The following is a 26,516-nucleotide window of genomic DNA, read 5'->3' on the forward strand; positions in this document are numbered from 1 at the left end:
AGCGGATTTTTTGTTATTTTGTTTTTTTAAAATTTTACCAATTTTCAATTAAATTATTTATTTCTTTAAAATCTGCATCCTCTTCTAAAATAAGATCAAATTTTTTTTCGTATTCTTTTTTCAGTTTTTTGTAATCAAAATTTAAAAATCCTATTTTTAATAAATGCGCATATTTAAATCCTGCAGTCATTCCTAAATCTCCCACGCTGTCGCCTAATAAAATAACATTGCGCCGATTTTTAATTAGTGAATAAACCTTGGGTAGTTTTTTTAAAATAGTCTTATCTTTATTTAGGCTGTGAATTATCGGTTTTTTGGTGGAAATAGCACGGCCGGTTTTGTTCCAATTAAATTTATTAACAATGTAGACAATGTTGGGATAATCTTTTTTTATTTTTTGGAAAAAAAGTTGAATGGCCTCGCCGCAACCACTGGCAGAAAAAATAATCAAAGGAATTTTGTGTTGAAAAAGAAAATCTAAAAAAATTGGAACACCTTTTCTAAATTTAATTGAGCCTTTTTTTACAATATCCTCCAGATCGGCTCTAGATAATCCCGATTCAATCAATAATTTGTTGTGTTTTTCCCACCATTCTTGCATGGCCTCTTTTCTCTCAGCCAGAGAAATTTTCGGATCTGTTTCCAACGGATGATATTTGTTAAACAAAGCGTGGGCCTTGGGTGCGTAATCTTTGGTTAAGTGTTGGCCGTCCCTAAGCATAGAGATAATTGAAGGGGTTTTAACGCCGTCAACAGATCCGTAAGTTAGAGTTCGATCAAAGTCACACAAGATATACAGATTTTTAAAACCATCCTCTTTAATTTGGAATAAAAGTTTTTTTAACTTTTTAGGATAGGGGATCAAGGATGACATATTTTTTGTTTATTTTTACTTGACAAGAAAGTGTAATTATGGTGAGATGGATGTAGTTCCATAACCTTGCCATAAAACGAGGAGAATCACATGGATTCTGTAACCAAGAAGCCTGCTCACGAGGTCATTCTCCGGCGTGTTGAAGAGACTACCGACATGTTAATGAAAAACTATCCTTTTGAGAGTGCTCTAGTTGGCTTGTACTGTAGTATCATTCTTGTGGTAGGGAAAGATCTTGTGCGTATTTTGTGGGAAATGAATATTCCGCCACAAGATATTGATGGAGTTTGTTTGCGACTTCTAGATACTGCGGAATGTGCGAATGTTCCTGGTTTGGAAGATTGGGTATCTCTTTTAATCTCCTTAGTTGAAGAGCTTAAAAATTGATACTAGTCAGGAAATCGATCTTTAATTAAATTGAAACTAAAAACTAACTTTTAGACCGTTTGCCCATTCGAGACTACTCGAGTGGGCTTTTTATTTAGACTTTTCTTAAATATATCAAATAACTTAAAAAAATCCAAAATATGATATAATTTAATAAGCCATCAAAATCTTTAACTATGGTAAAAATATTCACGATACTAAAAAACATTTTATGATACGCCGTTTTTTAAATTTACTCGGTTCACTTTTATCTCTGATTATTATAGTTGGTCTGGTTTATTTTTTAAGAAATCCCTTGTGGCAAATTTATCTGCGCTTAGAAAGTAAGTTTTTTCCCTGTAGCCGTCCCATCACTTATTCTTTGGGTAATTTTGATAAATTTTTTAATATCAGTCAAAAAGATTTTTTAAGCGCGTTAAATCAAGCAGAAAGCCTTTGGGAAAAATCTGTTAATAGAAATTTATTCGAGTCTGCAACTAGCGGCACTTTAACTATAAATTTGGTTTATGATTATCGCCAAGAAGCAACTCAAAAATTGCAAAAATTAGGCATAACTATTACAGATGATCAGGGAACTTACGAGGCTTTAAAGAAAAAATACGCCGGTTTGTTAGATTCTTATAATACCCAAAAAGCAAATTTAGATTTAATGATTAAAAATTTTGAAGCAGAAAAAAAAGGTTTTGAAAGTCAAATAGATTTTTGGAATAAAAAAGACGGAGCTCCGGATAAAGAATATGATTTACTTACAAATAAGCAAGAGGAACTTAACGCCGAAGTGAAAAAGATAAATCAGGCTCAAGATAATCTAAATTTTTTGGTTGATGATATTAACGCGGTGGTTAATGTTTTAAATCAATTGGCCTATGAATTGAATTTGACCGTTGATAAATATAATAATATTGGACAACAACGCGGAGAGGAATTTCAAGAAGGAGAATATAAAAGTGATTTGAAAGGTACGGAAATAAATATCTATCAATTTGATGATAAGGCCAGCTTAGTGAGAGTTTTGGAACATGAATTGGGCCATGCCTTGGGACTGGATCATTTGGATGATTCTAAAGCTATAATGTATCGTCTGAATGAAGGCCGCAATGATAAACTGACCGATGGTGACATCGCGGCGTTAAAAAAAGTTTGCGGGATAAAATAATAAAGTTTGGAAGGTTTGCTTCATTATCAGTTTAAATTATATGCTTTAGATGCTATACTTGACTTGCCTATTACAACAATTAAAGAAGACCTGGAGAAAAGTATGCAAGCTCATATTTTAGATCAAGCGACATTGATGGGGGTGTATCAAAGATAATTTATTTAATTAAAATTTATCAATATGAATAAAAAGATGAAATTAGCCCAAAGAAAGCACGCCAAACGTTCTGGCAAAAAAATTTCTTTAAGAAATCGATAAAAATTGGCGGACTTTTACGCTAAGAAAATGGCTAAAAATAAAAAAATAAATTGGCTTAATTTTTTTCTCAGCTAGGATAGGGAGTAATCATAGGCGCTCCCGATCTTATTTTGTTTCAATTTTAAATTAATATGCCAAAAAGAAAAAACAATCATCCTTGGGTTGTCACAGTAGATATGGGTTATGGACATCAAAGAGCCGCTTATCCTTTAGTCGGTGAATCTTTTCGCGGGATAATTAATGCCAATAATTATAAAGGAATTCCGGAAGCGGATAAAAAAATTTGGGAAACCACCCGTCATTTTTATGAATTTATATCTCGTTTAACTAAGGTACCCCTGGTGGGTCAGCCCATTTTTGATCTTTATGATAAATTGCAAAGCATCCCCGATTTTTATCCCAAGAGAGATTTATCTGAACCGAGTTTGCAATTGAGGGAGATAGAATTTATGATTAAACATAAAAATTGGGGCAAAGATTTAATTGATAAATTAAATAAAAATCCACGTCCTTTGGTGACTAGTTTTTTTGCCGTGGCTTTTATGGCCGAACATTATAATTATCAAGGAGAGATTTATTGCATAATTTGTGATGCTGATATTGCCAGAGTTTGGGTTGATTATAAAGCTAAGGAAAGTCGTATTAATTATTTTGCCCCGTGTTATCGCGTAGTGGAGCGGTTAAAGCTTTACGGTGTAAAACCCGAAAGAATTTTTTTAACCGGCTTTCCTTTGCCGGCAGAAAATTTAGGCGGTCCGCAATTGAAGGTTTTAAAACATGATTTAAGTCATCGTCTAATTAATTTGGATCCGCGTGGGCGTTATTTTTGGCGTTATGGGCAAACCGTGGTTAAGCATCTTGGACTAACTAATTTTCATGCGCGGCCGGATCATCCTTTAACCTTAACTTTTGCTGTGGGTGGAGCGGGCGCTCAAAGAGAAATTGCCAGTCAAATCGTGAAGAGTTTAAGGGAAAAAATTTCTTCTGGGAAAATAGTTGTTAATTTGGTGGCCGGTACTCATTCTACTGTTAAAAAATATTTTGGAGAGATCATTAAAGATAATAAATTAGAGGGAGAAAAAGGAATAAAAATTTTATATTCTACTAACAAATCAAATTATTTTAAAGAATTTAGCAAATGCATGAGAAAGACTGATGTTTTATGGACTAAACCAAGCGAATTAAGTTTTTATCCGGCTCTAGGTATTCCCATTATTATGGCTCCGCCCATTGGCTCCCAAGAAAAATTTAATCGTCTGTGGTTAAAAACCATTGGCGCAGGCATTTCTCAAAATAATCCCAAGTACACCGATGAATGGCTTTTTGATTGGGTTGAGTCCGGTTGGCTGGCGCAGGCGGCTATGCGAGGTTTTTTGGAGATGCCACGGCTGGGAACTTATAATATTGAAAAGATTTTGGCTAAAAAACCAGAGGAGATGGAAGAGGTGCGTACGGTTATGCAGTACTAGAGTCTGTTGCCAAACGTTTAATTTTATTGTATATTTATTAGACTATGTTAAATGAAATAGTAATTGATATTGAAACACAAAATACTTTTTTGGATGTTGGCCAGGGTAATCATGACAAGTTAAAAGTTTCTTTGGTCTGTGTTTATAATTACGCCGATGATAAATTTTCTGCTTTTAAAGAAGCGGAATTAATTAATTTGTGGCCGTTATTGGAAAAGGCAGACAGAATAATCGGGTATAACAGCCGTTATTTTGATCTTCCGGTGTTGAATAATTATTATCCCGGCGATTTAAACAAATTTCCTCAATTAGATATGTTGGAGGAAATAAAAAAAGTTTTAGGATTTCGTTTAAAACTTAATGATTTGGCTAAAGCAACTTTGGGGTTGGCCAAAAGCGGCAACGGGTTAGAAGCGGTAGACTGGTTTAAAAAAGGGGAGTGGGAAAAAATAGAAAAATATTGTTTGGATGACGTTAAGATTACAAGAAATCTTTATGAATATGGTAAAAATAATAAACAATTATTTTATCCCGATTTGCAAAGCCAAACCAAACGTCCTTTTCCAGTAAATTTTTCTGTTCCCGAATCTTTGGCAGGATCAAATGCTGTTAATTTAACCTTACCTTTTTAAAGTGTTTGAATTTATGCTTAAACAAATTTATTTAGATCATGCCGCCACAACTTATGTGGATGAAAGAGTAGCTAAAAAAATGCTGCCTTTTTTTACCAAAGAATTTGGCAATCCTTCCTCCCTGTATGCTTTGGGACGTCGGGCTAATTTAGCTGTTTCTGTTGCCAGAAAGGATGTGGCCGTCATTTTAGGTTGTAATCCCTTAGAAATTATTTTTACCGGTGGAGGCACAGAATCAGACAATTTGGCAATCTTGGGAGCGGCGCGAGCCAATAAATCTTTTGGTAATCATATTGTCACTTTAAAAATAGAGCATCATGCTGTTTTATATGCCTGTGGGCAATTGGAAAAAGAGGGTTTTGTTGTTACTTATCTTCCTGTAGACGAATTTGGTTTAGTGACACCAGAAAAAATTATCGCCGCCATTAAACCGGAAACAATTTTAGTGACCATAATGTATGCCAATAATGAAATAGGCACCATTGAGCCGATTGCGGAAATTGGCAGGGCGATAAAAAAGTATAATGAAATTCATAGAAAAGGTAAATCACCGGTATTGTTTCACACCGACGCTTGCCAGGCGGCCGGAACTTTGGATTTGGATGTAAATAGGTTGCATGTTGATTTTTTGACTTTGAATGCCAGTAAAATTTATGGGCCCAAAGGTGTGGGAGTTTTATATAAAAAGAAGGGTTTTAAAATACAGCCCTTAGTTTTTGGCGGAGGACAAGAATTTGGATTAAGGTCAGGCACGGAGAATGTGGCTGGAATCGTGGGGCTCTCTGAGGCTTTAAAATTGGCGCAAGACAATAAAGAAAAAGAAAATAAACGTTTGACAGATTTGCGCGATTATCTTTGGAAAGGTTTGAGCAAAAAAATTTCCAAATTAAAATTAAATGGTCATCCTCTTAAAAGATTGCCAAATAATTTAAATTTAAGTATTTTGGATATTGAGGGTGAGGCCATGCTTTTGTATTTAGATGAAATTGGGGTACAAGCGGCCACCGGTTCGGCTTGCAATTCCGAATCCCTTGAGCCTTCCTATGTGCTTTTGGCCATTGGCTTGCCTTACGAATTTGCCCACGGTTCTTTGCGTTTTACTTTGGGCCATTGCAACACCAAAGCCGAGATGGATTTTTTAATTAAAAATTTACCCCCCATTGTAGAGAAATTAAGAGAAATGTCTCCGGTGAGGTTAAATTTAAAAGAGGAAAAAACAAGAAAACACCCTGAGTATAAAAGGGCGTGTTGTGTAATTGTACCTAATAAAAAATGAACTAATATGTCTAATCAACCAACAACTGATGGATTTTCCTCGGCGGGAGGAACTTGGTTTTATACTGATAAGGTAAAAGACCACTTTTTTAATCCGCGCAATTTTATGAAAACTGATGAGGAGGATAAGTTTAAGGCCGACGGAGTGGGACGCGTGGGTTCTCCTGCTTGCGGCGATGAAATGGTTTTATGGATTAAAATTGATACCAAAGAAGATAAGATACAAGAATGTCGATGGCGTACCTTTGGCTGTGGCAGCGCTATTGCTTCCACCTCTGTTTTAAGTGAAATGATTACGGAAAATGGCGGCATGAAAATTGAAAAGGCCTTGAAAATTAGACCTCAAGATATTATGGAAAGACTCGGGGGTCTTCCGGCGCGTAAAGTACACTGTTCGGTTTTAGGAGATAAGGCTTTGAGGGCCGCTATTAACGATTATTTTCATAAATCTGGACAGCATGAACGCGTAATAATAGAAGGTGGTCGCATAATTGATCCAGAATTAAAGATTACCGATCAAGATATTGAACAAGCCGTGTTGGACGGGGCCACAACTTTAGAAGAAGTGCAAAAAAAATTAAAGGTAGGTATTGGTAATCCGGAAACCCTTCCCGCTATTGAAGAGCTAATTAGATTTTATAAAGAAAAATATTTTGGAGCCTAAAAATTATCATTAAATTTATGAAACCAGTTGTAGATAAAGATAAATGTATTGGTTGCGGGGTTTGCATCGCACTTTGCCCTACGTCTTTTAAATGGGATGAGAGTGGAGTTAAGGCTGAGTCAGTAAATGCTTCGGGAGACACAGAAGAAATGATTAAAGGGGCAACGGAAGCATGTCCTGTGCAGGCAATTAGTTTGGGAGAGTAAAAACTATCTTAATTCGTTTGCTTTTAAGCCAATTTTAAGATATAATAATACCGCTATGAATAGCGGCATTTTATATATAGTGGCTACTCCCATTGGCAACTTAAAAGATGTTACGGCGCGCGCTTTGGAAACACTTAAGGATGTTGATTATATTCTTTGTGAAGACACGCGTGATTCGCAAAAACTTTTAAGTCCTTTTGGTATTACTACCAAAACTTTAAGTTTGCACCAGCACAGTCCGGAAAAAAGATTTAAAGAAGTTTTGGGTTTATTGGAGAACGGAAAAAATTTGGCTTTAATAACCGATGCCGGGACACCCGGAATCAGCGATCCGGGTAATTTATTGATTGATTTTTTAATTAAAAATAATTCAGATCTTAAAATTGTCCCCATGCCAGGTCCATCTGCGCTTATTGCCGCTTTATCTATCTCTGGTTTTTCAACGGATAAATTTTATTTTGCCGGTTTTCCCCCTTTGAAAAATAAACGTGAAAAATTTTTTAAAGAATTGGCTGTAATTAAGAATACGATCGTTTTGTATGAATCAACTCATCGTATTTTAAGAACTTTAGAAGACATTAAAAATAATTTTGAATCCAATAAAAAAATTGTGGTTTGCCGCGAATTAACTAAACAATTTGAAACTATCTATCGCGCGACTGTTGTCAACATTGCAGATTTATTGAATGCGGGTTCTCTTAAAGGAGAATTTGTCGTTGTGATAGAAAATTAAAAAATTGAATTATGGAAAAATTTTACCTCACTACTCCTATTTATTATGTTAACGGTTTGCCGCACATTGGCCATGCTTACACAACTTTAACCGCCGATACGATTGCTCGCTACCGCCGTTTAAAAGGCGATGAAGTTTTGTTTGTGACAGGTACAGATGAAAATAGCCAGAAAAATTGGGAAGCGGCTAAAGCCAAAGGCGAGGATGATTTGCCAAAGTATTTAGATGAGATGAGTGCTCGTTGGAGAGAAACTTGGGATGAATTGGATATTACTAATGATTATTTTATTCGCACTACGGAAGAACGGCATCACAGGGCTGTTAAAATTTTTTTTGATAAAGTAAATGCTCGCGGCGATATTTACAAAGGCACTTATGAAGGTTTGTATTGTGATGCTTGCGAAGCTTTTTGGACAGAAAAAGATTTGGTAGACGGCAAGTGCCCCTATCATTTAAAAGAGCCGCGCAAAATCAGCGAGGAAAATTATTTTTTTCGTCTAACCAATTATCGCCAGGCGCTTTTAAAACATATAGAGGACAATCCTAATTTTATCCGTCCGGAAAAAAGAAGAGCCGAGGTTGTTAATTACATCAATAATTTAAACGACATCAGTATTTCTAGGCCTAATTTAAAATGCGGTATTCCTTTTCCCTTGGATAAAACTCATGGCATTTATGTTTGGTTTGATGCTTTAATAAATTATTTAACCGCAGCCGGTTATGGGCAGGATGAAGAAATGTTTAAAAAGTGGTGGCCGGCGGATTTGCATTTAATGGCAAAGGATATCCTAAAATTTCACGCTGTCATTTGGCCGGCTATGTTGTTATCCGCCGAGTTACCCTTGCCCACGACAGTGTATGCTCATGGTTTTTTTACTGTTAATGGAGAAAAAATGAGCAAATCCTTGGGTAATGTAATTGATCCTGTGGAGCTGTCTAAAATTTATCCTTTAGACGCCATCCGCTATTTTCTTTTGCGTGAAATTAAATTTGGCGAAGATGGCGATTTTTCTTTGGTGCATTTAAAGGAACACTATAATAATGATTTAGCCAATGTTTTTGGAAATCTTTTACATCGCACTCTTTCCATGACGGAAAAATATTTTGCCGGAGTAGTGCCAGAGCCCAGTGTTGCAGCTGAAGGGCTGGATCAGTTATGTGAAATTGATGTCTGGAATAATTTTGAAAAAAAGATGAATAATTATGCTTTTGATGAGGCGCTAGATGAAATTTGGAAAGTAGTTGACGAATCCAATCGGCTTATAGAAAAACAAAAGCCCTGGGATTTGGCCAAAACAGATGAAAAAAAATTAAAAGATGTGATGTATAATTTACTGGAGTCCTTGCGGCAAATTGGCTGGCTTTTATTGACAATAATGCCTGAAACAGCGGAGAAAGTTTGGTTGCAATTAGGTTTAGACCCACTTAAAGAAAAAGAAAAAACTTTAATCAAGGCTAAAATTTGGGGCGGTTTGCCAGTTGGCACAAAAATTCAAAAAGGCGAACCAATTTTTCCCAGGATGTTATAATTTTAAAAATTAAAATTTATAAATTTATATGTCCCACTTAGATATTATTCTACTAATAATTTTGGGCGGGTTTACCTTGTTTGGTTTGTGGTTTGGTTTTATTCATACCTTAGGTGCCTTGATAGGAACTTTTGTGGGTGCTTTTTTAAGCAGTCATTTTTACGAGCCTATTGCCAGTTGGGTATGGTCAATGACCGGTGGCAATTCCAATTTGGTTAAATTCATAGTTTTTATTTTACTTTTCTTTATTGCCAATCGTTTGGTGGGTTTTGTTTTTTGGCTCATTGAAAAGATATTTAATGTAATAAAGATTATTCCGTTTTTAAGTACTATCAATAGATTGTTAGGGGGAATTTTAGGATTAGCCGAGGGAGTTTTGTCTTTAGGGTTATTTTTATTTTTTATCAGCAAATTTCCTTTTAGCGAATGGCTGTCCGCTTCTTTAGCGGGATCCAATGTAGCTACATCGCTTATTAAAATTTCCAGCATTCTTTGGCCGCTGTTGCCGGCGGCTTTAAAACAAATTCAGAGTATTTTGTAACAAAGAAAATTTAATCAATATGATTTTTGATTCTCATTGTCATGTTCAATTTAATGCTTATAAAGGAGAAACCGATGAAATAATCAAGCGCACTTTAGCGGAAGATGTTTGGATGTTAGTGGTTGGTTCACAAAAAAGCACCAGTGAAAGAGCTGTGGAGTTCGCTAATAATTATGATACAGGAGTTTGGGCGGCGATTGGCTTGCATCCTGTCCACTTAACTGAACAAGAGATAGATGAAGAAGAGATAAGTTTTACTAGCCGTCAAGAAATTTTTTATTTTGCTGAATATTTTAAATTGGGCCAAAATAAAAAAGTGGTGGCTGTTGGCGAAGTGGGTTTGGAATATTTTCATCAACCCAAAAATACCACTCAAGACGAATTGCGCAATCTTCAGGCAAAAAATTTTATTGAACATTGCCGCTTGGCCGATGAATTAAATTTGCCAATAATTATTCATTGCCGCGACGCTCATGCTGATCAAATTAAATTGGTACAAGAAATTATTAATAAAGGTGGATTAAAAAATAGGGGAGTAGTGCACTGCTTTACCGGCAATTGGTTAGAAGCCAAAGCTTATTTAGATTTGGGCTTTTATCTGGGGTTTACCGGGGTTATTAATTTTCCACCTAAAAAAACCAACCCTCAGCCAAGTTTAGATCTTTTGGAAGTTGTTAAAAATACACCTTTAGATAAAATTTTAGCGGAGACAGACTCGCCCTATTTAACGCCCCCGCCGTATCGAGGCAAACGCAATGAACCAATCTATGTTAAATTTGTGATTGAAAAAATAGCTGAAATTAAAGGAATTTCTTTTAAGGAGGCGGCGGAGGCAACATTCCAAAATACTCGTAATTTGTTTAAAGTCTAAAAATAAAAATTTATTCACAATTTAAGTTAAAAAAATACTTGACTTAAATAGTTTTTTTTAGTAAAATACCGCCATCTTAGTTTTATGATAATTCAACCGCCCAAAAAAAAATCCAGCGATCGCGCATACTATTTATTTGCTTTGCGTATTGTTGGCGATTTTGGAATCGCTATCGCCCTGCCGGCGGTTTTGGGGGCAATTTTAGGAAGATATTTGGATGAAAAATATGGTCGCTCCGCTCTCTTTACCATCTTTTGTCTAATTGTGGCATTTTTAATCACCATAAGTATTGTTTATAAAAAAGCCAAACTTTACGGTGGTGAATATCAAAAAATGAAATAAATCAAATTAGTTATGCATATCCCGGAATTACCACCAGATATTTTATTCCATCTCGGAAACATTTCCATTACTAACACCATGATAAATGTTTGGCTGGCGATTATAATTTTTTTGATTTTAGGTCTGACATTACGCCGAAAAATATCATTACGACCGGGAAAATTACAAAATATCTGCGAATATTTCTTGGAGGTTATTTTAGATTATTTTGATCAAGTGACGGGAGACAGAAAAAAGACAAGACGCTTTTTGCCTATTGCCGGTTCTGTCTTCTTTTTTATTTTGCTCTCTAATTGGCTGGGGTTATTGCCCGGTACCGGCAGTATTACTTGGGGTCATACTATGCTACTTCGTCCAGCCAATACCGATTTAAATTTAACCGTAGCTATGGCTCTTTCGGCAGTGGTTCTATCACATCTTTTTGGTTTATTTACTGTTGGTGTTTTTACCCATCTAAACAAATTTATTCAAATCAAGGGTTTAATTAAAAGCTTAAAGCACGGTCCGGTGGCAATTTTTGCCGCTTTGGTAGAAATGGTAGTGGGTGTTATAGAAATTATCAGTGAAATTGCCAAGGTTCTTTCACTTTCCTTGCGTCTTTTTGGTAATATTTTTGCCGGAGAAGTTTTAATTTCCGTCATCTCCGCTTTATTTGCAGCTATAATGCCAACTCCGTTTATGTTATTGGAATTATTGGTTGGTTTAATTCAGGCCGCGGTTTTTACCATGTTGACCTTGGTGTATTTAACAGTTATGACCACTGCGCCACACGGGGAAGAAGAGCACTAAATAAACTAATTAATTAATAAATAATTTATAGTGATCTTTGCGAGGCTAAAATTTTTCCCCCTCGTGGAAATTACTAAGAAAGGTCAAAAAATATGGATCACGAATCAGTCGTAGCCTTAGCTAAAGCCTTTACCATGGGTATCGGTACAATTGCTCCGGCCTTGGGTATTGGTAAATTGGTGGCCAAAGCCATGGAAGCTATTGGTCGTAACCCAGAAGCATCTGGTAAAATATTTGTTCCGATGTTACTTGGCGCCGCTTTTGCGGAAGCTATTGCCATTTACGCTTTGGTGGTTGTTTTCACCTTGAAATAATTCAAGAAGTTAGATCAGTTATAAAATTGGTCTAACTAAATGGAATTATTTGTGAAATGAGTGAGAGAAAAACAAAATTTTGTTTTTCCGAGCGAATGAGCAAATATAATCCACTATATTTTAAAAAAAATTATGAATTTTATTGATATCGCTTGGGCATCTTCAGAAGAAGAAGCCACAACGCTAGAACAAACTTCAAATTCAGGTCAAGAAAGCGTGGCCGCTTCTTTGGGTTTGAATGGCCAATTATTCGCCTTTCAGTTGCTTAATTTTGTTATTGTGGCTGTGGTTATCTGGTTTTTGATCTTGAAACCTTTAGTCAAACAATTAGAAGAGCGCCGAAAAATTATTGATGAAAGTTTGAATAAGGCCAAAAAAATTGATGAAAATATGGCGCAAAGCCAGGCTGAATTTAGTGCTAAATTGGATGAAGCTAGAGGAGAAGCTAATAAAATCATTGAAAAAGCCGGAATTGAAGCTGATAATTTGGTTGGAGAAATAAAAATTAAATCTAAAAAAGAAATAGAAGGATTAGTTGAGCAAGCTAAACGCAATATAAAAATCGAACAGGAAGAAATGTTACTTAGTCTTAAAGCAGAAACAGCTGAATTGGTTGTAGCGGCAGTGGAGAAAATTTTAGAGGAAAAATTAAACGATAAAAAAGACAAAGAATTAGTTGAAAGCGCCTTAAAAGATTTGAAAAAATAGTCAGCAGTGATTTATTTATGAAGAAAAAAATTAGTAACAAACAATTTGCCAGTGCCTTGTGTGAAATTACAGAGGGTTTAAAAGGTGAACGATTGCGTGAAACGATTAAGCAGTTTGTTTTGTTGCTGGTAAAATATCACAAATTAAAACAAGGCGCGCGGATTATTGTGGAATTTGAAAAATATGCTAAAAAGCAAGCGGGTGTAGTGGAAATAGAAATTACTTCAGCACGAAAATTATCTGAAACTACTTTGAATCACATTAAAAAAATCTTTGGCGAACATACTGAGTCAGTAGAAAATGTTGATGAAGCGCTTTTAGGTGGCATGAAAGTAAAAACCGAAGATAAAATTTTAGACGCTTCATTAAAAACACAATTAAATATTTTAAAACAAAAATTGTAATTAAATTTGAATTATGTCTACCAATACTATAGTAAACGAACTAAAAAAACACATTGCTGAATTTGAAAAAACTGTGCAAGTGGAAGAAATTGGCACAGTAATTGAAGTCGGCGATGGCATTGCCCGTATGTCTGGCTTGACCAAGTGTCAATATCAGGAAATGTTAGAGTTTCCGGGTGAAGTATTCGGTGTGGCTTTGAACTTGGAAGAAGAAACTGTCGGCGCCATGATTTTGGGTGATTTTAAAAAGATTAAAGAAGGCGACACAGTAAAACGCACTGGCCGTATTTTGTCTGTACCGGTTGGACCGGAAATGGTTGGCAGAGTAGTAAATGCTTTGGGGCAGGCAATTGATGGTAAAGGCGAAATCAAGACCAAACAATTTTATCCAGTAGAAAAAATTGCTCCGGGCGTAATGACTCGCCAAGGTGTGCATCAACCAGTGCAAACTGGTATCAAAGCTATTGACGCCATGATTCCAATTGGCCGCGGACAACGTGAATTGATTATCGGCGACCGCCAGACTGGCAAGACTGCTATTGCTGTGGATACCATTATCAATCAAAAAGGCCAGAACATGAAATGTATATATGTGGCAGTCGGGCAAAAAGAATCCAAAGTCGCGCGTATTTTTGCTAAATTGCAAGAAACTGGCGCTATGGAATATACCACCATTGTCGTGGCCGGTGCTTCAGACCCAGCTTCAATGTCATATATTGCTCCTTATGCTGGCGTGGCCATGGCCGAATATTTTGCTGACCAAGGTGAAGATGTTTTGGTGGTTTATGATGATTTAACTAAACAAGCTTGGGCTTATCGTGAAATTTCACTCTTGCTCCGCCGCCCACCAGGACGCGAAGCTTATCCAGGTGATGTTTTTTATTTACACTCACGCCTTTTGGAACGCGCTTGCAAATTAAACAAAGAAAATGGTGGTGGTTCTATTACTGCTCTGCCAATTATTGAAACTCAAGCCGGTGATGTAACTGCTTACATCCCCACAAATGTAATTTCCATTACTGATGGCCAGATCTTTTTGGAAACTGATCAATTTTACAAAGGTATTCGCCCTGCCTTGAATGTGGGTATTTCTGTTTCTCGCGTGGGCGCTGCTGCACAGATTAAGTCTATGAAAAAAGTGGCCGGTAAATTAAAATTGGCTATGGCTCAATTTCGTGAGTTGGAAGCCTTTGCCCAATTTGCCTCTGATTTGGATCCGGAAACCAAAAAGCAAATTGATTTGGGACAGAGAATGACCGAATTATTAAAACAACCTCAATATAGCCCGATGCCGGTAGTCAATCAGGTGGCTGTCATTTATGCGGTAAGTAATGGTTATTTTAATAAATTTACTGTGAAAGAAGTGGCCGAGCAAGAAAAGAAGTTTATTGATTTTGTAAATCGTTCCAAACGCGCATTGCTGGAGAAGCTGGCAAAAGGGGATTGGGATGAAATGGTTGAGAAAGAATTAAAAGAAGCCTGTGAAGAATTTATCAAGTAATTATGGCAGTCAACACTAAAGCAATTAAACGCCGCATTAAATCCGTGGGCAATACCAAAAAGATTACCAAAGCCATGGAAATGGTGTCGGCAGCCAAGATGAGAAAAGCCGTGGACGCGGCTGTTAAAACCCGCGCTTATGCTGCATTGGCTTGGAATTTGCTTGTAAATTTATCAAAGACGCAAAAAGTCAGCTTGCCTTTGTTAGAAGTGCGTCCGGTTAAAAATATCTTAATCATTTTAATTACTTCCAATAAAGGTTTTTGCGGAAGTTTCAATAGTAACATTATTAAAAAAACAGCTGAACAGTTGTTGAATCCCAGTAATCTTGCCAAACAACGTATTAAAGAAGTGAATGCTGAGCCAAGCACAGAAATTAATGTTGACATTTTGGGAATTGGCAAGAAAGGATCGGAATTTATCAGGCGCTTAGATAAAAATTTAATTGCCGCTTTTACTGATCTGCCCGATACACCGTGCTTGAATGATGTCTTGCCGGTGAGTCAGATGATCATTGATGCTTACAAGGAAAAAAAGTATGATAAGGTGGTGGTAGCCTATACAGATTTTAAATCAGCTATTACTCAAATTGCCAAATTGCGTCAGGTTTTGCCAATTTCTGAATTTGATTTGGAAAAAATGATTACTGATTTGGGTAAAAATTTACCGGCTGGTTCCACAAAACCGGAAATGGAATTGAATGAATATTTGTTTGAACCGGATCGCGATGAAATCTTGTCAGTTATCCTGCCGCGCTTAGTGGAGACACAAATTTATCAGGCAGTTTTGGAATCTTCCGCTTCGGAACAAAGTGCCCGTATGATGGCTATGCGCAATGCTTCCGATGCCGCCGAAGATATGATTAAAGATTTGAGTTTAGCTTTTAATAAAGCCCGTCAAGCCGGTATTACTCAGGAAATTGCCGAAATTAGTGGTGGCGCGGCGGCGCTTGGATAATATAAAATATTAAAAAAATAAAATTTAAAAATTTATTTATGAACAAAGGTACTATTTCTCAAATTATCGGTGTGGTGGCAGATGTCTATTTTCCTGACCAAATGCCAGAAATTTATACTGCTTTAGAGACTAAAATGCCCGATGGTAAAACATTAATTTTGGAGGTACAACAGCACTTAGGTGCGGGTATGGTGCGTACAGTGGCCATGAGCACTACCGATGGCCTGGAAAGAGGCGCAGAGGTAATTGACACCGGCGCGCCAATTTCCGTTCCAGTTGGCCCAGAGACACTGGGGCGCATGTTTAATGTCACTGGGCAGGTAATTGATGGCAAGGGTGATTCTAAAGCTAAAAAGACCTACCCTATTCATCGTCCCGCACCGAGTTTCAAAGATCAGTCCACTAAATCCGAAGTTTTGGAAACCGGTATTAAAGTAATTGATTTATTCTGCCCATTTTTAAAGGGTGGCAAGGTTGGTTTGTTTGGTGGTGCTGGCGTAGGTAAAACAGTGGTTATTCAAGAGCTTATCCGTAACATTGCGGCTGAACATGGTGGTTATTCTATGTTTGCCGGTGTAGGTGAACGTACTCGTGAAGGTAATGATTTGTATAAAGAAATGAAAGATTCTGGCGTGCTCTCAAAAACCGCTTTGGTTTTTGGTCAAATGAATGAACCTCCAGGAGCCCGCGCTCGTGTGGCGTTAACAGCCCTGGCTATGGCTGAGTACTTTCGTGATGAAGAGGGTCGCGACTTACTTCTTTTCGTAGATAATATTTTCCGTTTTACTCAAGCAGGTTCCGAGGTCTCGGCTCTTCTTGGTCGTATGCCATCGGCTGTGGGTTATCAGCCAACCTTGGCTACTGAGATGGGTGCCTTACAGGAAAGAATTACTTCAACTAATAAGGGTTCTATCACCTCCGTACAGGCCGTTTACGTGCCGGCCGATGATTTGACTGACCCAGCTCCCGCCACAACCTTTGCTCACTTGGATTCCACTGTAGTCTTGAGTCGTTCTTTGTCAGAATTGGGCATTTATCCAGCTGTGGATCCATTGGATTCCTCATCCACTATTTTGGATCCAAATATTGTTGGTGAAGAGCATTATCGAACGGCTCGCGAAGTGCAGCAGGTTTTGCAAAAATATAAGGATTTGCAAGATATAATTGCTATTTTGGGTATGGAAGAATTATCTGATGATGATAAATTGACCGTGGCGCGTGCTCGCAAAATACAGAAATTTTTATCCCAACCAAACTTTGTGGCTGAGCAATTTACCGGTCGCGAAGGCCGATATGTAAAAGTGGCTGATACGGTTCGTGGCTTCCGTGAAATCTTAGATGGCAAGCATGATGATAAGCCAGAACAAGCTTTTTATATGAAAGGATCTATTGAAGAAGTGACCAAAGAAGCATAACTTTTATGCAAAAAATAGATTTACAAATTACAACTCCTGAAGGTGTAGCTTATAAAGCCAGTGACATTGACGCTATTTCTTTGCCTACTAGCACGGGTGAAATTACTATTTTACCAGGCCATATTCCTTTAGTTTCCGCCTTGATTGCCGGTGAGGCTCGTATAAAAAGAGGGGAAGAAACTGAATTTTTAGCAGTTTCCGGAGGTTTTATAGAGGTCCAACCCAATTTTAAAGTGGTGGTTTTGGCAGACACGGCCGAAAGAGCAGAACATATTGACATAGATAGAGCCAAAAAGGCCAGACAAAAAGCAGAAGAGTTGATGAAACAAAAACACGTCAATGACGTTGAATATGCGGCTTTGACCTCCAAAATTGAAAGAGAAATGGCTCGTGTTAAAGTGGCGCGCCGTCATAAGGCGCATCGTACGCCGGGGGAGTTTATAAAAACTGACGACGAATAATTAAGGATTTAAATAAAATTATTTATTATGTCACATCATTGCAAGGCCTTAATAATTCATTGCATGGATTTTCGTTTTGGCGAAGCGATCAAAAATTGGCTTGTAGAAAAGCATTTGTTGAATGATTGCGATATTGTTTCGTTGGCCGGTGCAGCCAAGGGTTTAGTGAGTCCTAAAAATCCCGCAGAAACCGATGTTATTTTAAGACAGATAGAAATTTCCACCAGTTTGCACCACATCTCAGAGGTTATTTTAATGAATCATACTGATTGCGGAGCTTATGGCGGCCGCGATGCCTTTGAATCAAGCGAAGCGGAATATAATCAGCATTTGGGTGATATGCGATTGGCTAAGGAAAAAATCTTGGCCAAATTTCCAGATTTAAAAGTTAAAATTGATTTGGCAAAAATAAACCCCTTGGGACAAATTGCAATAGAAGAAGTAGAGTAAATAAAAAATCCCTCCGGTTAACGGGGGATGTTTTGGTTGTAAGGAAGTGTAGGCTTAGCATATAATGATTTTATGGTCAACACCAAACAGTCTAAAATTTTCACTCTCAATCCCACAGCTTCTGATCTTAATTTTTCCCGTTTGTTAAAAACCCATGGTCCGCAATATTGGTGGCCAATTAGTGGTTCAAAAAAAGATGTGCTTCTAGAAATTGCTCTGGGAGCAATTTTGACGCAAAACACCTCTTGGAGTAATGTGGAGAAAGCCTTGGACTGCCTTAAAAAAGAACATTTTTTAAATTTACCGGCAATTTTAAAATGTCCTCAGGCAAAATTGGAAAAATGTTTGAAATCATCAGGGTATTTTCGTCAAAAAGCTAAAAAGATAAAAATTTTTACCAAATGGCTAGAGAAAAAATACGGGGGTAGTTTAGGAAACTTTTTTAAAAGTGAGGATGTTTTAAAAATGCGCGGAGAACTTTTGTCTTTATGGGGGATTGGGCGGGAGACAGCTGATTCCATTTTACTTTATGCCGGGGGGAAACCGATTTTTGTTATAGATACTTATACCAAAAGATTTTGCGCAAAAATGGGAATACAGTTTAAAGATTATGATGAATATCGCGCATTTTTTGAAAATAAACTATACAATAAATTAAAAAAGTGGCCCCGAGTTAAATTATACAACGAATTCCATGCTTTAATTGTTAGGTGGGGTAAAGAAAAAAACGGCCGTTAATATGTCCCTTGATTTATCACAACTAAATTCCGCTCAAAAAGAAGCCGTCACTCATGGCAATGGCCCGCTTTTGATTGTTGCCGGAGCAGGTACGGGGAAGACTTCGGTTATTACCAAAAGGCTAGCTTATTTAATAGATTCCGGGCTGGCCAAAACCGATGAAATTTTGGCTCTAACTTTTACTGATAAAGCCGCCGGAGAATTAGAAGAAAGGATTGATAGCCTTTTACCTTATGGTTATTTAGATTTGTGGGTGCACACTTTTCATTCTTTTGCCGAAAGAATTTTAAAACAACACGGCTTGGATATTGGACTCCCTGGTGATTTTAAGCTTTTAACCCAAACCGAGGTTTGGCTTTTGGTGCGCGAAAATTTAAGTAAATTTGATTTGGATTATTACCGCCCTTTGGGCAACCCTTCTAAATTTATCCACGCTTTGTTAAAACATTTTTCTCGTTGTAAAGATGAAATGATCTCTCCAACGGATTACTTGGATTATGCTGACAATTTAATTTTGGATTCCGATGTTGTTTTATCTGGTAAAGATTCAGCCGCAGGGAGTGAAAAAAAACGCTTGCAAGAAATTGCGGGTGCCTATCACACCTATAACCAACTATTATTAGATAACAATAGTTTAGATTTTGGTGATTTGATTTTTTATACTTTGCAATTGTTTAAAAAACGTCCCCAGTTGTTAGATGCTTATAGAAAAAAGTTTAAATATATTTTAGTGGATGAATTTCAAGACACCAATTTGGCGCAATATGAGCTGATTAAATTATTAGCTGAACCCGCTAATAATTTAACGGTAGTTGGTGATGATGACCAGTCTATTTATAAATTTCGCGGCGCTTCCATTTCCAATATTTTGCATTTTAAAAAAGATTTTCCTCAGGCAGATCTTATAACTTTGGTAAATAATTATCGCAGTGCGCAGAAAATTTTGGACTACGCTTACAATTTAATCGTTAAAAATAACCCCGATCGTTTGGAGGAGAAATTAAAAATTAATAAAAAATTAGTGGCTCAAAAAGATGAAGTGGGAATAGTAGAGATTATCTCCACTAAAACAGGGGAATCCGAAGCCAAAAAAGTGGCGGAAAAAATTTTAAAAATCAAGTTGGAAGCTGAAGAAAAAGGTGAAAATGTCAGTTGGAATGATTTTGCAATTTTGGCCCGCTCCAATAGCGCCGCTGATTTATTTTTGGTCGCTTTAGATCGATGCGGAATACCTTTTCAGTTTTTGGCCTCTTCTGGTTTATTTCGTCAAGACTTGGTTTTGGATATTGTTGCTTATCTTAAGCTTTTGGACAATTATCATGAAAATCCGGCCGTGTTTAGAATTTTAAATTCTTCTTTTTTAAACATTGAAGCTAAGGATATTATAAAAATCAACCATCAAGCCAAAAAGAAAACGTGGTCTATTTTTGAAACTTTAAAAAACGCGCGTTCTTTAGGGGTGGCTGAAGAAGGTATTAAAAAAATTGATTCCTTTTTATCTTTGGTAGAAAAACACACTCAATTTGCCAAAACGGCCAACGTGACAATGGTAATTTATGCCTTTTTAAATGAATCCGGTTATTTAAAAAATTTGGTAGCACAAAGTAGCGCGGGGGACTTAACGGCGGCCAAGCAAATTATTTATTTAAAACAATTTTATAATTTGGTGGAAAGTTTTGAAGGGGGGCATGCGGAAAAATTAGTTAAACATTTTTTAGATTATTTTAATTATGTGATGGAATCCGGCGATGAGGGCGCTCTTTCCCAAGAACTTATGGCCGGGCCGGAAGCGGTTAAAATAATGACAGCCCACTCTGCTAAAGGTTTGGAGTTTAAATATGTTTTTCTGGTTAATTTGGTAGAAATGCGTTTTCCTTCTGTTAATCGTGCCGATCCTATTGAGTTGCCGGAAAAATTAGTTAAGGAAATTTTGCCTGAAGGAGATAGCCATCTGCAAGAAGAACGCCGCCTTTTTTATGTTGGCTTAACGCGCGCTAAAAAAGGTTTATTTTTAACTTGGGCAGAAAATTATGGTTTAAGCGGCCGCGAACGCAAGCCCTCTAGATTTTTGCAAGAATTAGGTGTAATAGAAATTAGAAAAGAAAAAGAAGCAGAGATAATTCCTGACACAGAAAAAAAATCGGCGTATTCCTCGTCTTTAAAAGAATATGCACCGACGCATTTTAGTTTTACTCAATTAAAGACTTTCAGTACCTGTCCATTTCAATATCGTTTTGCTCATATTTTGCAAATTCCTGTTAAAGGCAATGCCAGTTTTAGTTTTGGCAAAACTATGCATTTAACTCTGCAGAAATTCTATAATGCTATGATAGAGAGGAATTCTGTTAGTCAGGGTAACTTATTTGAAACTCCGGCTCCTAAAAATAAGGGATCTTTAAAAATACCCGGCGAACAGGAATTGTTGGATTGGTATGAAAAAGCTTGGATTGATGATTGGTATTTAGATAAACACCAAAAAGAGGAATATTTTGCTAAAGGCAAGAACATTTTAAGAAAATTTTATGAGACAACAGAATGGAAGGTTCCTAAGCTTTTAGAGGTGGGGTTTCATATTAAATTTGGTGAGTATAAATTAAGAGGGCAAATAGACAGAATAGATCCTTTGCCCGATGGGACCGTAGAGATTATTGATTACAAAACAGGGGAACCTCCAAAAAATGAACAACTGGATTTGGAAGCTAAAGAGCAATTGTTGATTTATCAAATAGCCACCGCTCAATTTTTAAGAGAAAAACCCTCTATTTTAAGTTTTTATTACTTAAATAATAATTCCAAAATTTCTTTTATCGGAAAAGGAGATGATTTAGTCAAAATAGAATCTAAAATAGTGAAAGAAATTGAAGAAATTAAAAATTCACAATTTTCAGCTAAACCCTCGCCTTTTAATTGTGCTCACTGTGATTATAAAAGTATCTGTCAGCACGCGGATTTAAGAGCTTAAATTAGCTAAAAAAAGACCCTTGATTTTTTAGCTAATTAACGTTAAGATACTAAGGATATGACCTTGCGTTATTATACTTTTATCATGATTATTGCCACCCTGCTTTGTTGGGCTGCTTGGTTTTTAGTTGTGCTTAATGTTAATCCCTTTGAGGCAAGTTTTTTGAGCTTAAGTATCTTTTATTTAAGTCTTTTCCTTTCTTTGGCCGGAACTATCTCCATTTTGGGTTTTCTTGTTAGGGTTTATTTTTTAAAAAATAAAGAGCCATATTTTAAAATAGTAGCACGTGCTTTTAGGCACAGTTTATTTTTTGCATTACTCTTAACCATTGCTTTATTTTTTCAGAGTTTTCATCTTTTGAATTGGTGGAATTTAAGTATTTTAGTTTTAGCTTTGTTATTTTTTGAAATGTCATTTTTAACCGGAAAAGGCCGACTGATGTAAAATATGTTTGGAAAAATTATTAAAAAATTTAATAGAAACATTGGCATTGATTTGGGTACTGCCAATACACTTGTTTATACTCCGGATAAAGGCATTGTCATAAATGAACCCTCGGTAATTGCTATTAATTTGCGTACCGAACAAATTTTAGCCGTAGGTCAAGAAGCTAAGATGATGTTGGGTAAAACCCCTCCTTATATTACGGTGACCAGGCCTTTAACTGGTGGAATTATTTCTGATTTTGAAGTGACGGAAAAAATGATTAAATATTTTATTAATAAAATTAGCACCAGTGCTTTTTTCTCTCCACGTCCTTCCGTAGTTATTGGCGTGCCGTTAGAAATCACAGAAGTAGAACGTAAAGCCGTAGAAGACGCAGTTTTGGGAGCTGGGGGAAAAAGAGCTGTTATTGTGGAAGAACCCATGGCGGCAGCCATTGGGGCTAAACTACCGGTTGAAGAGGCGGTGGCTAGTATGGTTGTGGATATTGGCGGAGGTACAACGGAAATCGCTGTAATTTCTTTAAGCGGGATTGTTACTGCCAAATCTGTTAAAATAGCCGGGGATGAACTAAATAAGAACATCATCCATTATGCTAAGGAAAAATTTAACCTTTTGATTGGTGAAACTCACGCTGAGGAATTAAAAGTTAAAATTGGTTCAGCCAAAGAGCTGGAGGAATCTTTTGAGTATACTATTCGCGGAAGAGATTTGATGACGGGACTGCCCAGAGAAAACATTATTTCCGATAATGAGGTAAGGGAAGCGATACAAAGGTCTGTCTGGACCATAGTTGATAGTATTAAATCAGTTTTGGAAACGACCCCTCCAGAATTAATATCTGATATTCATGAACGTGGCATTGTCTTAACGGGCGGTGGAGCTTTACTTAGAGGGTTGGATAAGGCAATAGAGGATGCTACCAATATTCCGGTTAGAATTGCCGAAGATCCTTTGACTTGTGTAGTTAGAGGCACTGCGCTTTTAATTGAACGCCCGGAATTGCTTAATAACGTGGCCTTGCCCTCGTCAACAGATAACTAATTTTTGCTAAAGTTCAGGTTTTATGTTTCAAAAAAAAGTTATTTTAATTTCTTTTTTATTTTTTTTTATAGTTATTTTTTTTCATTATCAAGGTTGGTTTGTCACTGTGGAAACAGCCTTGCAGACTATTTTGGGGAAGGGTAGTCGGGGAGTTTATACTTTTAATAATGATATTAAAAATTATTTTGCGCGTTGGGTTAGTTACCGTAATCTTTTTGAAGAAAATAAAAAATGTTTAGAAAAAATTTCCTCTCTATCAATAAAACAAGGAGAATTGGCGCAAATACAAGATGAAAATAAAATTTTAAGGTCCTCGCTCAATTTTTTAAAAAAAGAAAATAATTTTGTCATGGCTAATGTTATTGGCAAGGCTCCCGACCCAATCAACAATGTTCTTTTAATTGATAAAGGCTTAAAAGATGGTTTAAAAGAAGGTTTGGGAGTTTTAGCAGAAGAAGGCATATTAATTGGCAAAATAATTAAAGTGGAAGAAAAAAATTCTCAAATAAGAATAATTACTGATAATGAGAGCAAGATTGCTGTTTCCATCCTTAATCCGGATCAGGCTTCTGGAATTATGTCCGGTGAACATAATTTACGGTTATTGTTAACCATGATTCCTCTTACTGAAAATATAAAGCCTGGAGATAAAGTGGTTACTTCTAATTTAGATTCTGGTATTAAAAAAGGGATGTTAATAGGACAAATCGAGTCTGTTCAAAAAGAACTTTACCAGCCTTTTCAAAGTGCTATTGTTAAGCCGGCAGTTGACTTAAATAAGTTAAACATAATTTACGTTTTATTGGATTAGGTCTATGTTTTGGCGTTTTTTGTTATCCTTTTTAATAATTTTTTTAGCTTTTATTTTACAAATTGGTTTAATTGTTTTTTTGCCAACGCCTTTTTCTTTTATAAATATCGTTTTTATAATTTTAATTCTTAATAGTTTTTTTAACAAAAGAAGCTCCACTAATTTTTTTTTGATTCTTTCCGCCGGATTATTAAGTGAAATGTTCGCTCAAATTTTCGGAATTTTCACTTTTTGCCTTTTAACAACCTTTATTTTATTTTTTTGGATAGCAGAGCATTTTGTGACTAACAAAACCAATATTGCCCTGGGTCTTTTAAGCATCTTTGTTTTTTTTGTCTTTAACTTTTTAATTTCTTTTTTTAGTTTTTTACTTAATCTTAAATTTGGTTTAGCTATAAATTATTCTTTTTTAAATCATTTGCAAACTGCTTGGACGGGGGCCTTGGTAAATACACCATTAATTTTAATAATTAATCTTTTTAATTCCAAATTTGAAAGATTAGTAAAATCATTTGTGATTATTAAATAATGAAAAAGTTTTTATTTTGGAAATTGAGGCGTTCTAGAGATCACAACCCCTTTTTAATTCAAGAGGGTAAAATTTTGGATGAAAATATTGAAGAGATAAGCAGAAAACGCTGGGTAGAAGATGCTTGGATACCACGCCAAGAAGAAAAAGGCGCCCCGTCGACCCTTTCTGAATTTATTGGAAAGTCCACTAGTCAAAAACGAATTAAAATGGCATTGTTAGGCATATTTTTAATTTTGTTTTGTATTTTATTACGTTCTTTTTATTTACAAATATTAAATGCAAATAAATTTAGAAAATTGGCCGAAAATAATCGTTTGCGTTTTGAGCCGATTATTGCTGAAAGAGGAATCATTTATGACCGCAATTTAGTTCCTTTGGTAAGTAATGTTCCATCTTTTAATCTAATTTTATTGCCCCAAGACTTACCTAAGGACCAGAATAAAAGGAAAGAAACTTTAAATAAAATTTCACAAATTAGTAATTTAGATTATTTTAAATTAGAAGAGAAGTTACAAAATACCAATTCTTCCTTTTTTCAGTATATTAATTTGATGGAAAATTTGGATTATGATAAGGCGCTGTCTCTAATTATGCAAGGAACTGATGTGCCGGGTATGGGTATTGAACAGGTTTATAATCGGCATTATCTTTTTTCCCCCGAAATTAAAATTTCCCCCTCAACTTCAGATTTTTTATCAAATAAAAAAAATCAAAATTCTATTTTGTCCCTATCGCATTTGTTGGGTTACACCGGTAAAATTAATAAAGATGAATTACACAATAATCCAAATTATTTATTGACGGATGATATTGGTAAAACGGGATTGGAAAAAACTTACGAAAAAGATTTAAGGGGAGAATACGGTGAAAAAGCCATTGAAGTTGATGCCTTGGGTAAAGAAAAAAATATTATCAAGGTATTTCCTCCTGTTGTGGGAAAAAATTTAGTGTTAACTATTAATCTTGAATATCAAAAAAAATTAGAAGAATTTTTAACTGGGCAGCTCAAGGCTTCTCAAAAGCAGAAGGCGGTTGCAATACTAATGGATCCTCATAATGGAGAAATTTTGGCCCTAGTCAATTGGCCATCTTTTAATAATAATTTCTTTGCCTCGGGAATTAGTAATGAAGATTATGAAAAATTAATTAATGACGACAACGATCCTCTTTTTCCCAGGGCTTGGAGTGGACTCTATCCTTCCGGCTCAACCATTAAGCCTTTATATGCTGCTGCGGCATTAAATGAAAGAGTAATTGATAAAAATACCAGTTTTTTAAGCGATGGAGGAATTAGGGTAGATAAGTGGTTTTTTCCTGATTGGAAAGCTGGCGGACACGGCGTAACTTCGGTGCGCAAAGCTATCGCGGAATCAGTAAATACATTTTTTTACTATATTGGAGGTGGTTATCAAAATTTTTCTGGACTAGGGCTAGAAAAAATTATTACTTACCTGCAAAAATTTAAGTTTGGCGAAAAATTGGGAATAGATTTACCGGGAGAGGCAATGGGATTCATTCCCAGTCGTGAGTGGAAGCTTAAAACAAAAAAAGAACAGTGGTATATTGGTGATACTTATAATTTATCAATTGGTCAGGGCGATTTGTTAGTGACACCTTTGCAAATTGCCAGTCTAACCGCGGCCATAGCTAATGGCGGAAAAATTTTTCAACCTCATCTTGTTTTAGAATTTTCAGATAATATTACAAAAAAAACTAATAAAATCGAAATTAAAACTTTGGCTACTAATCTAATTCCTGATGAATACCTGAAAGTGGTTCGAGAGGGTATGAGACAAACGGTTACTTCTGGTAGCGCTCAATCTTTGGCAAATTTGCCTATAACTGTAGCAGGGAAAACAGGTACGGCGCAATGGTCCCAAAACAAAGAAAATCACGCCTGGTTTACTTGTTTTGCGCCTTACGAAAAACCCGAATTGGTTTTAACTGTTTTGGTAGAAGAGGGTGGGGAGGGGAGCAGTATCGCCGTACCAATAGCCAGACAATTCTTAACTTGGTTTGCTAATAAAAATCCCTAAATTTAGCTAATTTA

Annotated in this window: 28 protein-coding genes and 1 pseudogene; 28 read left to right on the top strand and 1 reads right to left on the bottom strand. The window is 36.2% G+C overall.

Features of this window, described 5'->3' with window-relative positions; genetic code table 11:
• Positions 1-34 precede the first annotated feature (34 nt).
• The gene (locus A2294_00495) at positions 35-874 is read right to left on the bottom strand and encodes a hypothetical protein (protein OGH85210.1); all 840 of its coding nucleotides are present in this window, start codon (positions 872-874) and stop codon (positions 35-37) included.
• Between the two features lie 90 nt (positions 875-964).
• Between A2294_00495 and A2294_00500 the strand changes: the two genes are divergently transcribed.
• The 28 genes and pseudogenes from A2294_00500 to A2294_00635 all read left to right on the top strand — a co-directional run bounded on the left by A2294_00500 (position 965) and on the right by A2294_00635 (position 26,502).
• Positions 965-1,261 carry a hypothetical protein gene (locus tag A2294_00500; GenBank protein OGH85211.1) on the top strand — a complete coding sequence of 99 codons (297 nt, stop codon included), beginning with the start codon at positions 965-967 and terminating at the stop codon, positions 1,259-1,261.
• Positions 1,262-1,472: 211 nt separating this feature from the next.
• Entirely contained in the window at positions 1,473-2,417 is a 945-nt protein-coding gene (locus A2294_00505) for a hypothetical protein (GenBank protein ID OGH85212.1), read from the top strand.
• A gap of 389 nt (positions 2,418-2,806) precedes the next feature.
• Entirely contained in the window at positions 2,807-4,144 is a 1,338-nt protein-coding gene (locus A2294_00510; protein ID OGH85213.1) for a hypothetical protein, read from the top strand.
• Between the two features lie 44 nt (positions 4,145-4,188).
• A complete protein-coding gene (locus A2294_00515; GenBank protein ID OGH85214.1) occupies positions 4,189-4,776 on the top strand; it encodes a hypothetical protein in 588 nt (195 codons plus the stop codon).
• 13 nt (positions 4,777-4,789) lie between these two features.
• A complete protein-coding gene (locus A2294_00520) occupies positions 4,790-6,052 on the top strand; it encodes a cysteine desulfurase NifS (GenBank protein OGH85215.1) in 1,263 nt (420 codons plus the stop codon).
• A gap of 6 nt (positions 6,053-6,058) precedes the next feature.
• Positions 6,059-6,715: a hypothetical protein gene (locus A2294_00525; protein OGH85216.1), complete on the top strand. Its 657-nt coding sequence runs from the start codon at positions 6,059-6,061 to the stop codon at positions 6,713-6,715.
• Between the two features lie 17 nt (positions 6,716-6,732).
• Positions 6,733-6,921: a hypothetical protein gene (locus A2294_00530; GenBank protein OGH85217.1), complete on the top strand. Its 189-nt coding sequence runs from the start codon at positions 6,733-6,735 to the stop codon at positions 6,919-6,921.
• Positions 6,922-6,976: 55 nt separating this feature from the next.
• Entirely contained in the window at positions 6,977-7,654 is a 678-nt protein-coding gene (locus A2294_00535) for a 16S rRNA (cytidine(1402)-2'-O)-methyltransferase (protein OGH85218.1), read from the top strand.
• A gap of 11 nt (positions 7,655-7,665) precedes the next feature.
• The gene (locus tag A2294_00540) at positions 7,666-9,183 is read left to right on the top strand and encodes a methionine--tRNA ligase (GenBank protein OGH85219.1); all 1,518 of its coding nucleotides are present in this window, start codon (positions 7,666-7,668) and stop codon (positions 9,181-9,183) included.
• A gap of 28 nt (positions 9,184-9,211) precedes the next feature.
• Positions 9,212-9,724 carry a hypothetical protein gene (locus A2294_00545; protein ID OGH85220.1) on the top strand — a complete coding sequence of 171 codons (513 nt, stop codon included), beginning with the start codon at positions 9,212-9,214 and terminating at the stop codon, positions 9,722-9,724.
• Positions 9,725-9,743: 19 nt separating this feature from the next.
• Entirely contained in the window at positions 9,744-10,595 is an 852-nt protein-coding gene (locus A2294_00550; GenBank protein OGH85221.1) for a hypothetical protein, read from the top strand.
• Between the two features lie 84 nt (positions 10,596-10,679).
• Complete coding sequence (locus A2294_00555; GenBank protein ID OGH85222.1) at positions 10,680-10,937, top strand: hypothetical protein; 258 nt, start codon at positions 10,680-10,682, stop codon at positions 10,935-10,937.
• Between the two features lie 12 nt (positions 10,938-10,949).
• On the top strand, positions 10,950-11,726 hold the full coding sequence (locus A2294_00560; GenBank protein OGH85223.1) for an ATP synthase F0 subunit A: 777 nt from the start codon (positions 10,950-10,952) through the stop codon (positions 11,724-11,726).
• A 92-nt stretch (positions 11,727-11,818) separates the two neighbouring features.
• A complete protein-coding gene (locus tag A2294_00565) occupies positions 11,819-12,040 on the top strand; it encodes a hypothetical protein (GenBank protein ID OGH85224.1) in 222 nt (73 codons plus the stop codon).
• Positions 12,041-12,172: 132 nt separating this feature from the next.
• Positions 12,173-12,748: an ATP synthase F0 subunit B gene (locus A2294_00570; protein OGH85225.1), complete on the top strand. Its 576-nt coding sequence runs from the start codon at positions 12,173-12,175 to the stop codon at positions 12,746-12,748.
• A gap of 17 nt (positions 12,749-12,765) precedes the next feature.
• Positions 12,766-13,152, top strand: coding sequence for an ATP synthase F1 subunit delta (locus A2294_00575; protein ID OGH85226.1), 387 nt, complete (start codon positions 12,766-12,768; stop codon positions 13,150-13,152).
• Between the two features lie 13 nt (positions 13,153-13,165).
• The gene (locus tag A2294_00580) at positions 13,166-14,653 is read left to right on the top strand and encodes a F0F1 ATP synthase subunit alpha (GenBank protein ID OGH85227.1); all 1,488 of its coding nucleotides are present in this window, start codon (positions 13,166-13,168) and stop codon (positions 14,651-14,653) included.
• A gap of 2 nt (positions 14,654-14,655) precedes the next feature.
• Complete coding sequence (locus A2294_00585; protein ID OGH85228.1) at positions 14,656-15,609, top strand: ATP synthase F1 subunit gamma; 954 nt, start codon at positions 14,656-14,658, stop codon at positions 15,607-15,609.
• A 38-nt stretch (positions 15,610-15,647) separates the two neighbouring features.
• Positions 15,648-17,024 carry a F0F1 ATP synthase subunit beta gene (locus A2294_00590; protein ID OGH85229.1) on the top strand — a complete coding sequence of 459 codons (1,377 nt, stop codon included), beginning with the start codon at positions 15,648-15,650 and terminating at the stop codon, positions 17,022-17,024.
• Between the two features lie 5 nt (positions 17,025-17,029).
• Complete coding sequence (locus tag A2294_00595) at positions 17,030-17,485, top strand: ATP synthase F1 subunit epsilon (protein OGH85230.1); 456 nt, start codon at positions 17,030-17,032, stop codon at positions 17,483-17,485.
• Between the two features lie 63 nt (positions 17,486-17,548).
• A complete protein-coding gene (locus A2294_00600) occupies positions 17,549-17,935 on the top strand; it encodes a hypothetical protein (GenBank protein OGH85231.1) in 387 nt (128 codons plus the stop codon).
• 72 nt (positions 17,936-18,007) lie between these two features.
• Positions 18,008-18,699 (top strand): annotated as a pseudogene (locus A2294_00605) (hypothetical protein).
• Positions 18,675-21,635, top strand: a complete 2,961-nt coding sequence (locus A2294_00610) for a hypothetical protein (GenBank protein OGH85232.1) — start codon at positions 18,675-18,677, stop codon at positions 21,633-21,635. Before A2294_00605 ends, A2294_00610 begins: the two are co-directional and overlap by 25 nt.
• Positions 21,636-21,692: 57 nt before the next feature.
• Positions 21,693-22,079 (top strand): hypothetical protein, encoded by a 387-nt coding sequence (locus tag A2294_00615; protein OGH85233.1) that lies wholly within the window; start codon positions 21,693-21,695, stop codon positions 22,077-22,079.
• A gap of 3 nt (positions 22,080-22,082) precedes the next feature.
• Positions 22,083-23,123: a rod shape-determining protein gene (locus tag A2294_00620; protein ID OGH85234.1), complete on the top strand. Its 1,041-nt coding sequence runs from the start codon at positions 22,083-22,085 to the stop codon at positions 23,121-23,123.
• A 22-nt stretch (positions 23,124-23,145) separates the two neighbouring features.
• On the top strand, positions 23,146-23,934 hold the full coding sequence (locus A2294_00625; protein OGH85235.1) for a rod shape-determining protein MreC: 789 nt from the start codon (positions 23,146-23,148) through the stop codon (positions 23,932-23,934).
• Between the two features lie 4 nt (positions 23,935-23,938).
• Positions 23,939-24,463: a hypothetical protein gene (locus A2294_00630; protein ID OGH85236.1), complete on the top strand. Its 525-nt coding sequence runs from the start codon at positions 23,939-23,941 to the stop codon at positions 24,461-24,463.
• Positions 24,463-26,502 carry a penicillin-binding protein 2 gene (locus tag A2294_00635; protein OGH85237.1) on the top strand — a complete coding sequence of 680 codons (2,040 nt, stop codon included), beginning with the start codon at positions 24,463-24,465 and terminating at the stop codon, positions 26,500-26,502. The genes A2294_00630 and A2294_00635 overlap by 1 nt, the downstream gene beginning before the upstream one ends.
• The last annotated feature ends 14 nt before the right edge of the window (positions 26,503-26,516 follow it).

Source organism: Candidatus Magasanikbacteria bacterium RIFOXYB2_FULL_38_10 (assembly GCA_001783145.1).
Taxonomy (GTDB): Bacteria; Patescibacteriota; Patescibacteriia; order Magasanikbacterales; family UBA10003; genus GWC2-40-17.

What these genes read in the sequence shown, in the direction of transcription:
- A2294_00495 (OGH85210.1), bottom strand. Translation starts at nt 874, where the DNA reads ATGTCATCCTTGATCCCCTATCCTAAAAAGTTAAAAAAACTTTTATTC.
- A2294_00500 (OGH85211.1), top strand. Translation starts at nt 965, where the DNA reads ATGGATTCTGTAACCAAGAAGCCTGCTCACGAGGTCATTCTCCGGCGT.
- A2294_00505 (OGH85212.1), top strand. Translation starts at nt 1,473, where the DNA reads ATGATACGCCGTTTTTTAAATTTACTCGGTTCACTTTTATCTCTGATT.
- A2294_00510 (OGH85213.1), top strand. Translation starts at nt 2,807, where the DNA reads ATGCCAAAAAGAAAAAACAATCATCCTTGGGTTGTCACAGTAGATATG.
- A2294_00515 (OGH85214.1), top strand. Translation starts at nt 4,189, where the DNA reads ATGTTAAATGAAATAGTAATTGATATTGAAACACAAAATACTTTTTTG.
- A2294_00520 (OGH85215.1), top strand. Translation starts at nt 4,790, where the DNA reads ATGCTTAAACAAATTTATTTAGATCATGCCGCCACAACTTATGTGGAT.
- A2294_00525 (OGH85216.1), top strand. Translation starts at nt 6,059, where the DNA reads ATGTCTAATCAACCAACAACTGATGGATTTTCCTCGGCGGGAGGAACT.
- A2294_00530 (OGH85217.1), top strand. Translation starts at nt 6,733, where the DNA reads ATGAAACCAGTTGTAGATAAAGATAAATGTATTGGTTGCGGGGTTTGC.
- A2294_00535 (OGH85218.1), top strand. Translation starts at nt 6,977, where the DNA reads ATGAATAGCGGCATTTTATATATAGTGGCTACTCCCATTGGCAACTTA.
- A2294_00540 (OGH85219.1), top strand. Translation starts at nt 7,666, where the DNA reads ATGGAAAAATTTTACCTCACTACTCCTATTTATTATGTTAACGGTTTG.
- A2294_00545 (OGH85220.1), top strand. Translation starts at nt 9,212, where the DNA reads ATGTCCCACTTAGATATTATTCTACTAATAATTTTGGGCGGGTTTACC.
- A2294_00550 (OGH85221.1), top strand. Translation starts at nt 9,744, where the DNA reads ATGATTTTTGATTCTCATTGTCATGTTCAATTTAATGCTTATAAAGGA.
- A2294_00555 (OGH85222.1), top strand. Translation starts at nt 10,680, where the DNA reads ATGATAATTCAACCGCCCAAAAAAAAATCCAGCGATCGCGCATACTAT.
- A2294_00560 (OGH85223.1), top strand. Translation starts at nt 10,950, where the DNA reads ATGCATATCCCGGAATTACCACCAGATATTTTATTCCATCTCGGAAAC.
- A2294_00565 (OGH85224.1), top strand. Translation starts at nt 11,819, where the DNA reads ATGGATCACGAATCAGTCGTAGCCTTAGCTAAAGCCTTTACCATGGGT.
- A2294_00570 (OGH85225.1), top strand. Translation starts at nt 12,173, where the DNA reads ATGAATTTTATTGATATCGCTTGGGCATCTTCAGAAGAAGAAGCCACA.
- A2294_00575 (OGH85226.1), top strand. Translation starts at nt 12,766, where the DNA reads ATGAAGAAAAAAATTAGTAACAAACAATTTGCCAGTGCCTTGTGTGAA.
- A2294_00580 (OGH85227.1), top strand. Translation starts at nt 13,166, where the DNA reads ATGTCTACCAATACTATAGTAAACGAACTAAAAAAACACATTGCTGAA.
- A2294_00585 (OGH85228.1), top strand. Translation starts at nt 14,656, where the DNA reads ATGGCAGTCAACACTAAAGCAATTAAACGCCGCATTAAATCCGTGGGC.
- A2294_00590 (OGH85229.1), top strand. Translation starts at nt 15,648, where the DNA reads ATGAACAAAGGTACTATTTCTCAAATTATCGGTGTGGTGGCAGATGTC.
- A2294_00595 (OGH85230.1), top strand. Translation starts at nt 17,030, where the DNA reads ATGCAAAAAATAGATTTACAAATTACAACTCCTGAAGGTGTAGCTTAT.
- A2294_00600 (OGH85231.1), top strand. Translation starts at nt 17,549, where the DNA reads ATGGATTTTCGTTTTGGCGAAGCGATCAAAAATTGGCTTGTAGAAAAG.
- A2294_00610 (OGH85232.1), top strand. Translation starts at nt 18,675, where the DNA reads ATGTCCCTTGATTTATCACAACTAAATTCCGCTCAAAAAGAAGCCGTC.
- A2294_00615 (OGH85233.1), top strand. Translation starts at nt 21,693, where the DNA reads ATGACCTTGCGTTATTATACTTTTATCATGATTATTGCCACCCTGCTT.
- A2294_00620 (OGH85234.1), top strand. Translation starts at nt 22,083, where the DNA reads ATGTTTGGAAAAATTATTAAAAAATTTAATAGAAACATTGGCATTGAT.
- A2294_00625 (OGH85235.1), top strand. Translation starts at nt 23,146, where the DNA reads ATGTTTCAAAAAAAAGTTATTTTAATTTCTTTTTTATTTTTTTTTATA.
- A2294_00630 (OGH85236.1), top strand. Translation starts at nt 23,939, where the DNA reads ATGTTTTGGCGTTTTTTGTTATCCTTTTTAATAATTTTTTTAGCTTTT.
- A2294_00635 (OGH85237.1), top strand. Translation starts at nt 24,463, where the DNA reads ATGAAAAAGTTTTTATTTTGGAAATTGAGGCGTTCTAGAGATCACAAC.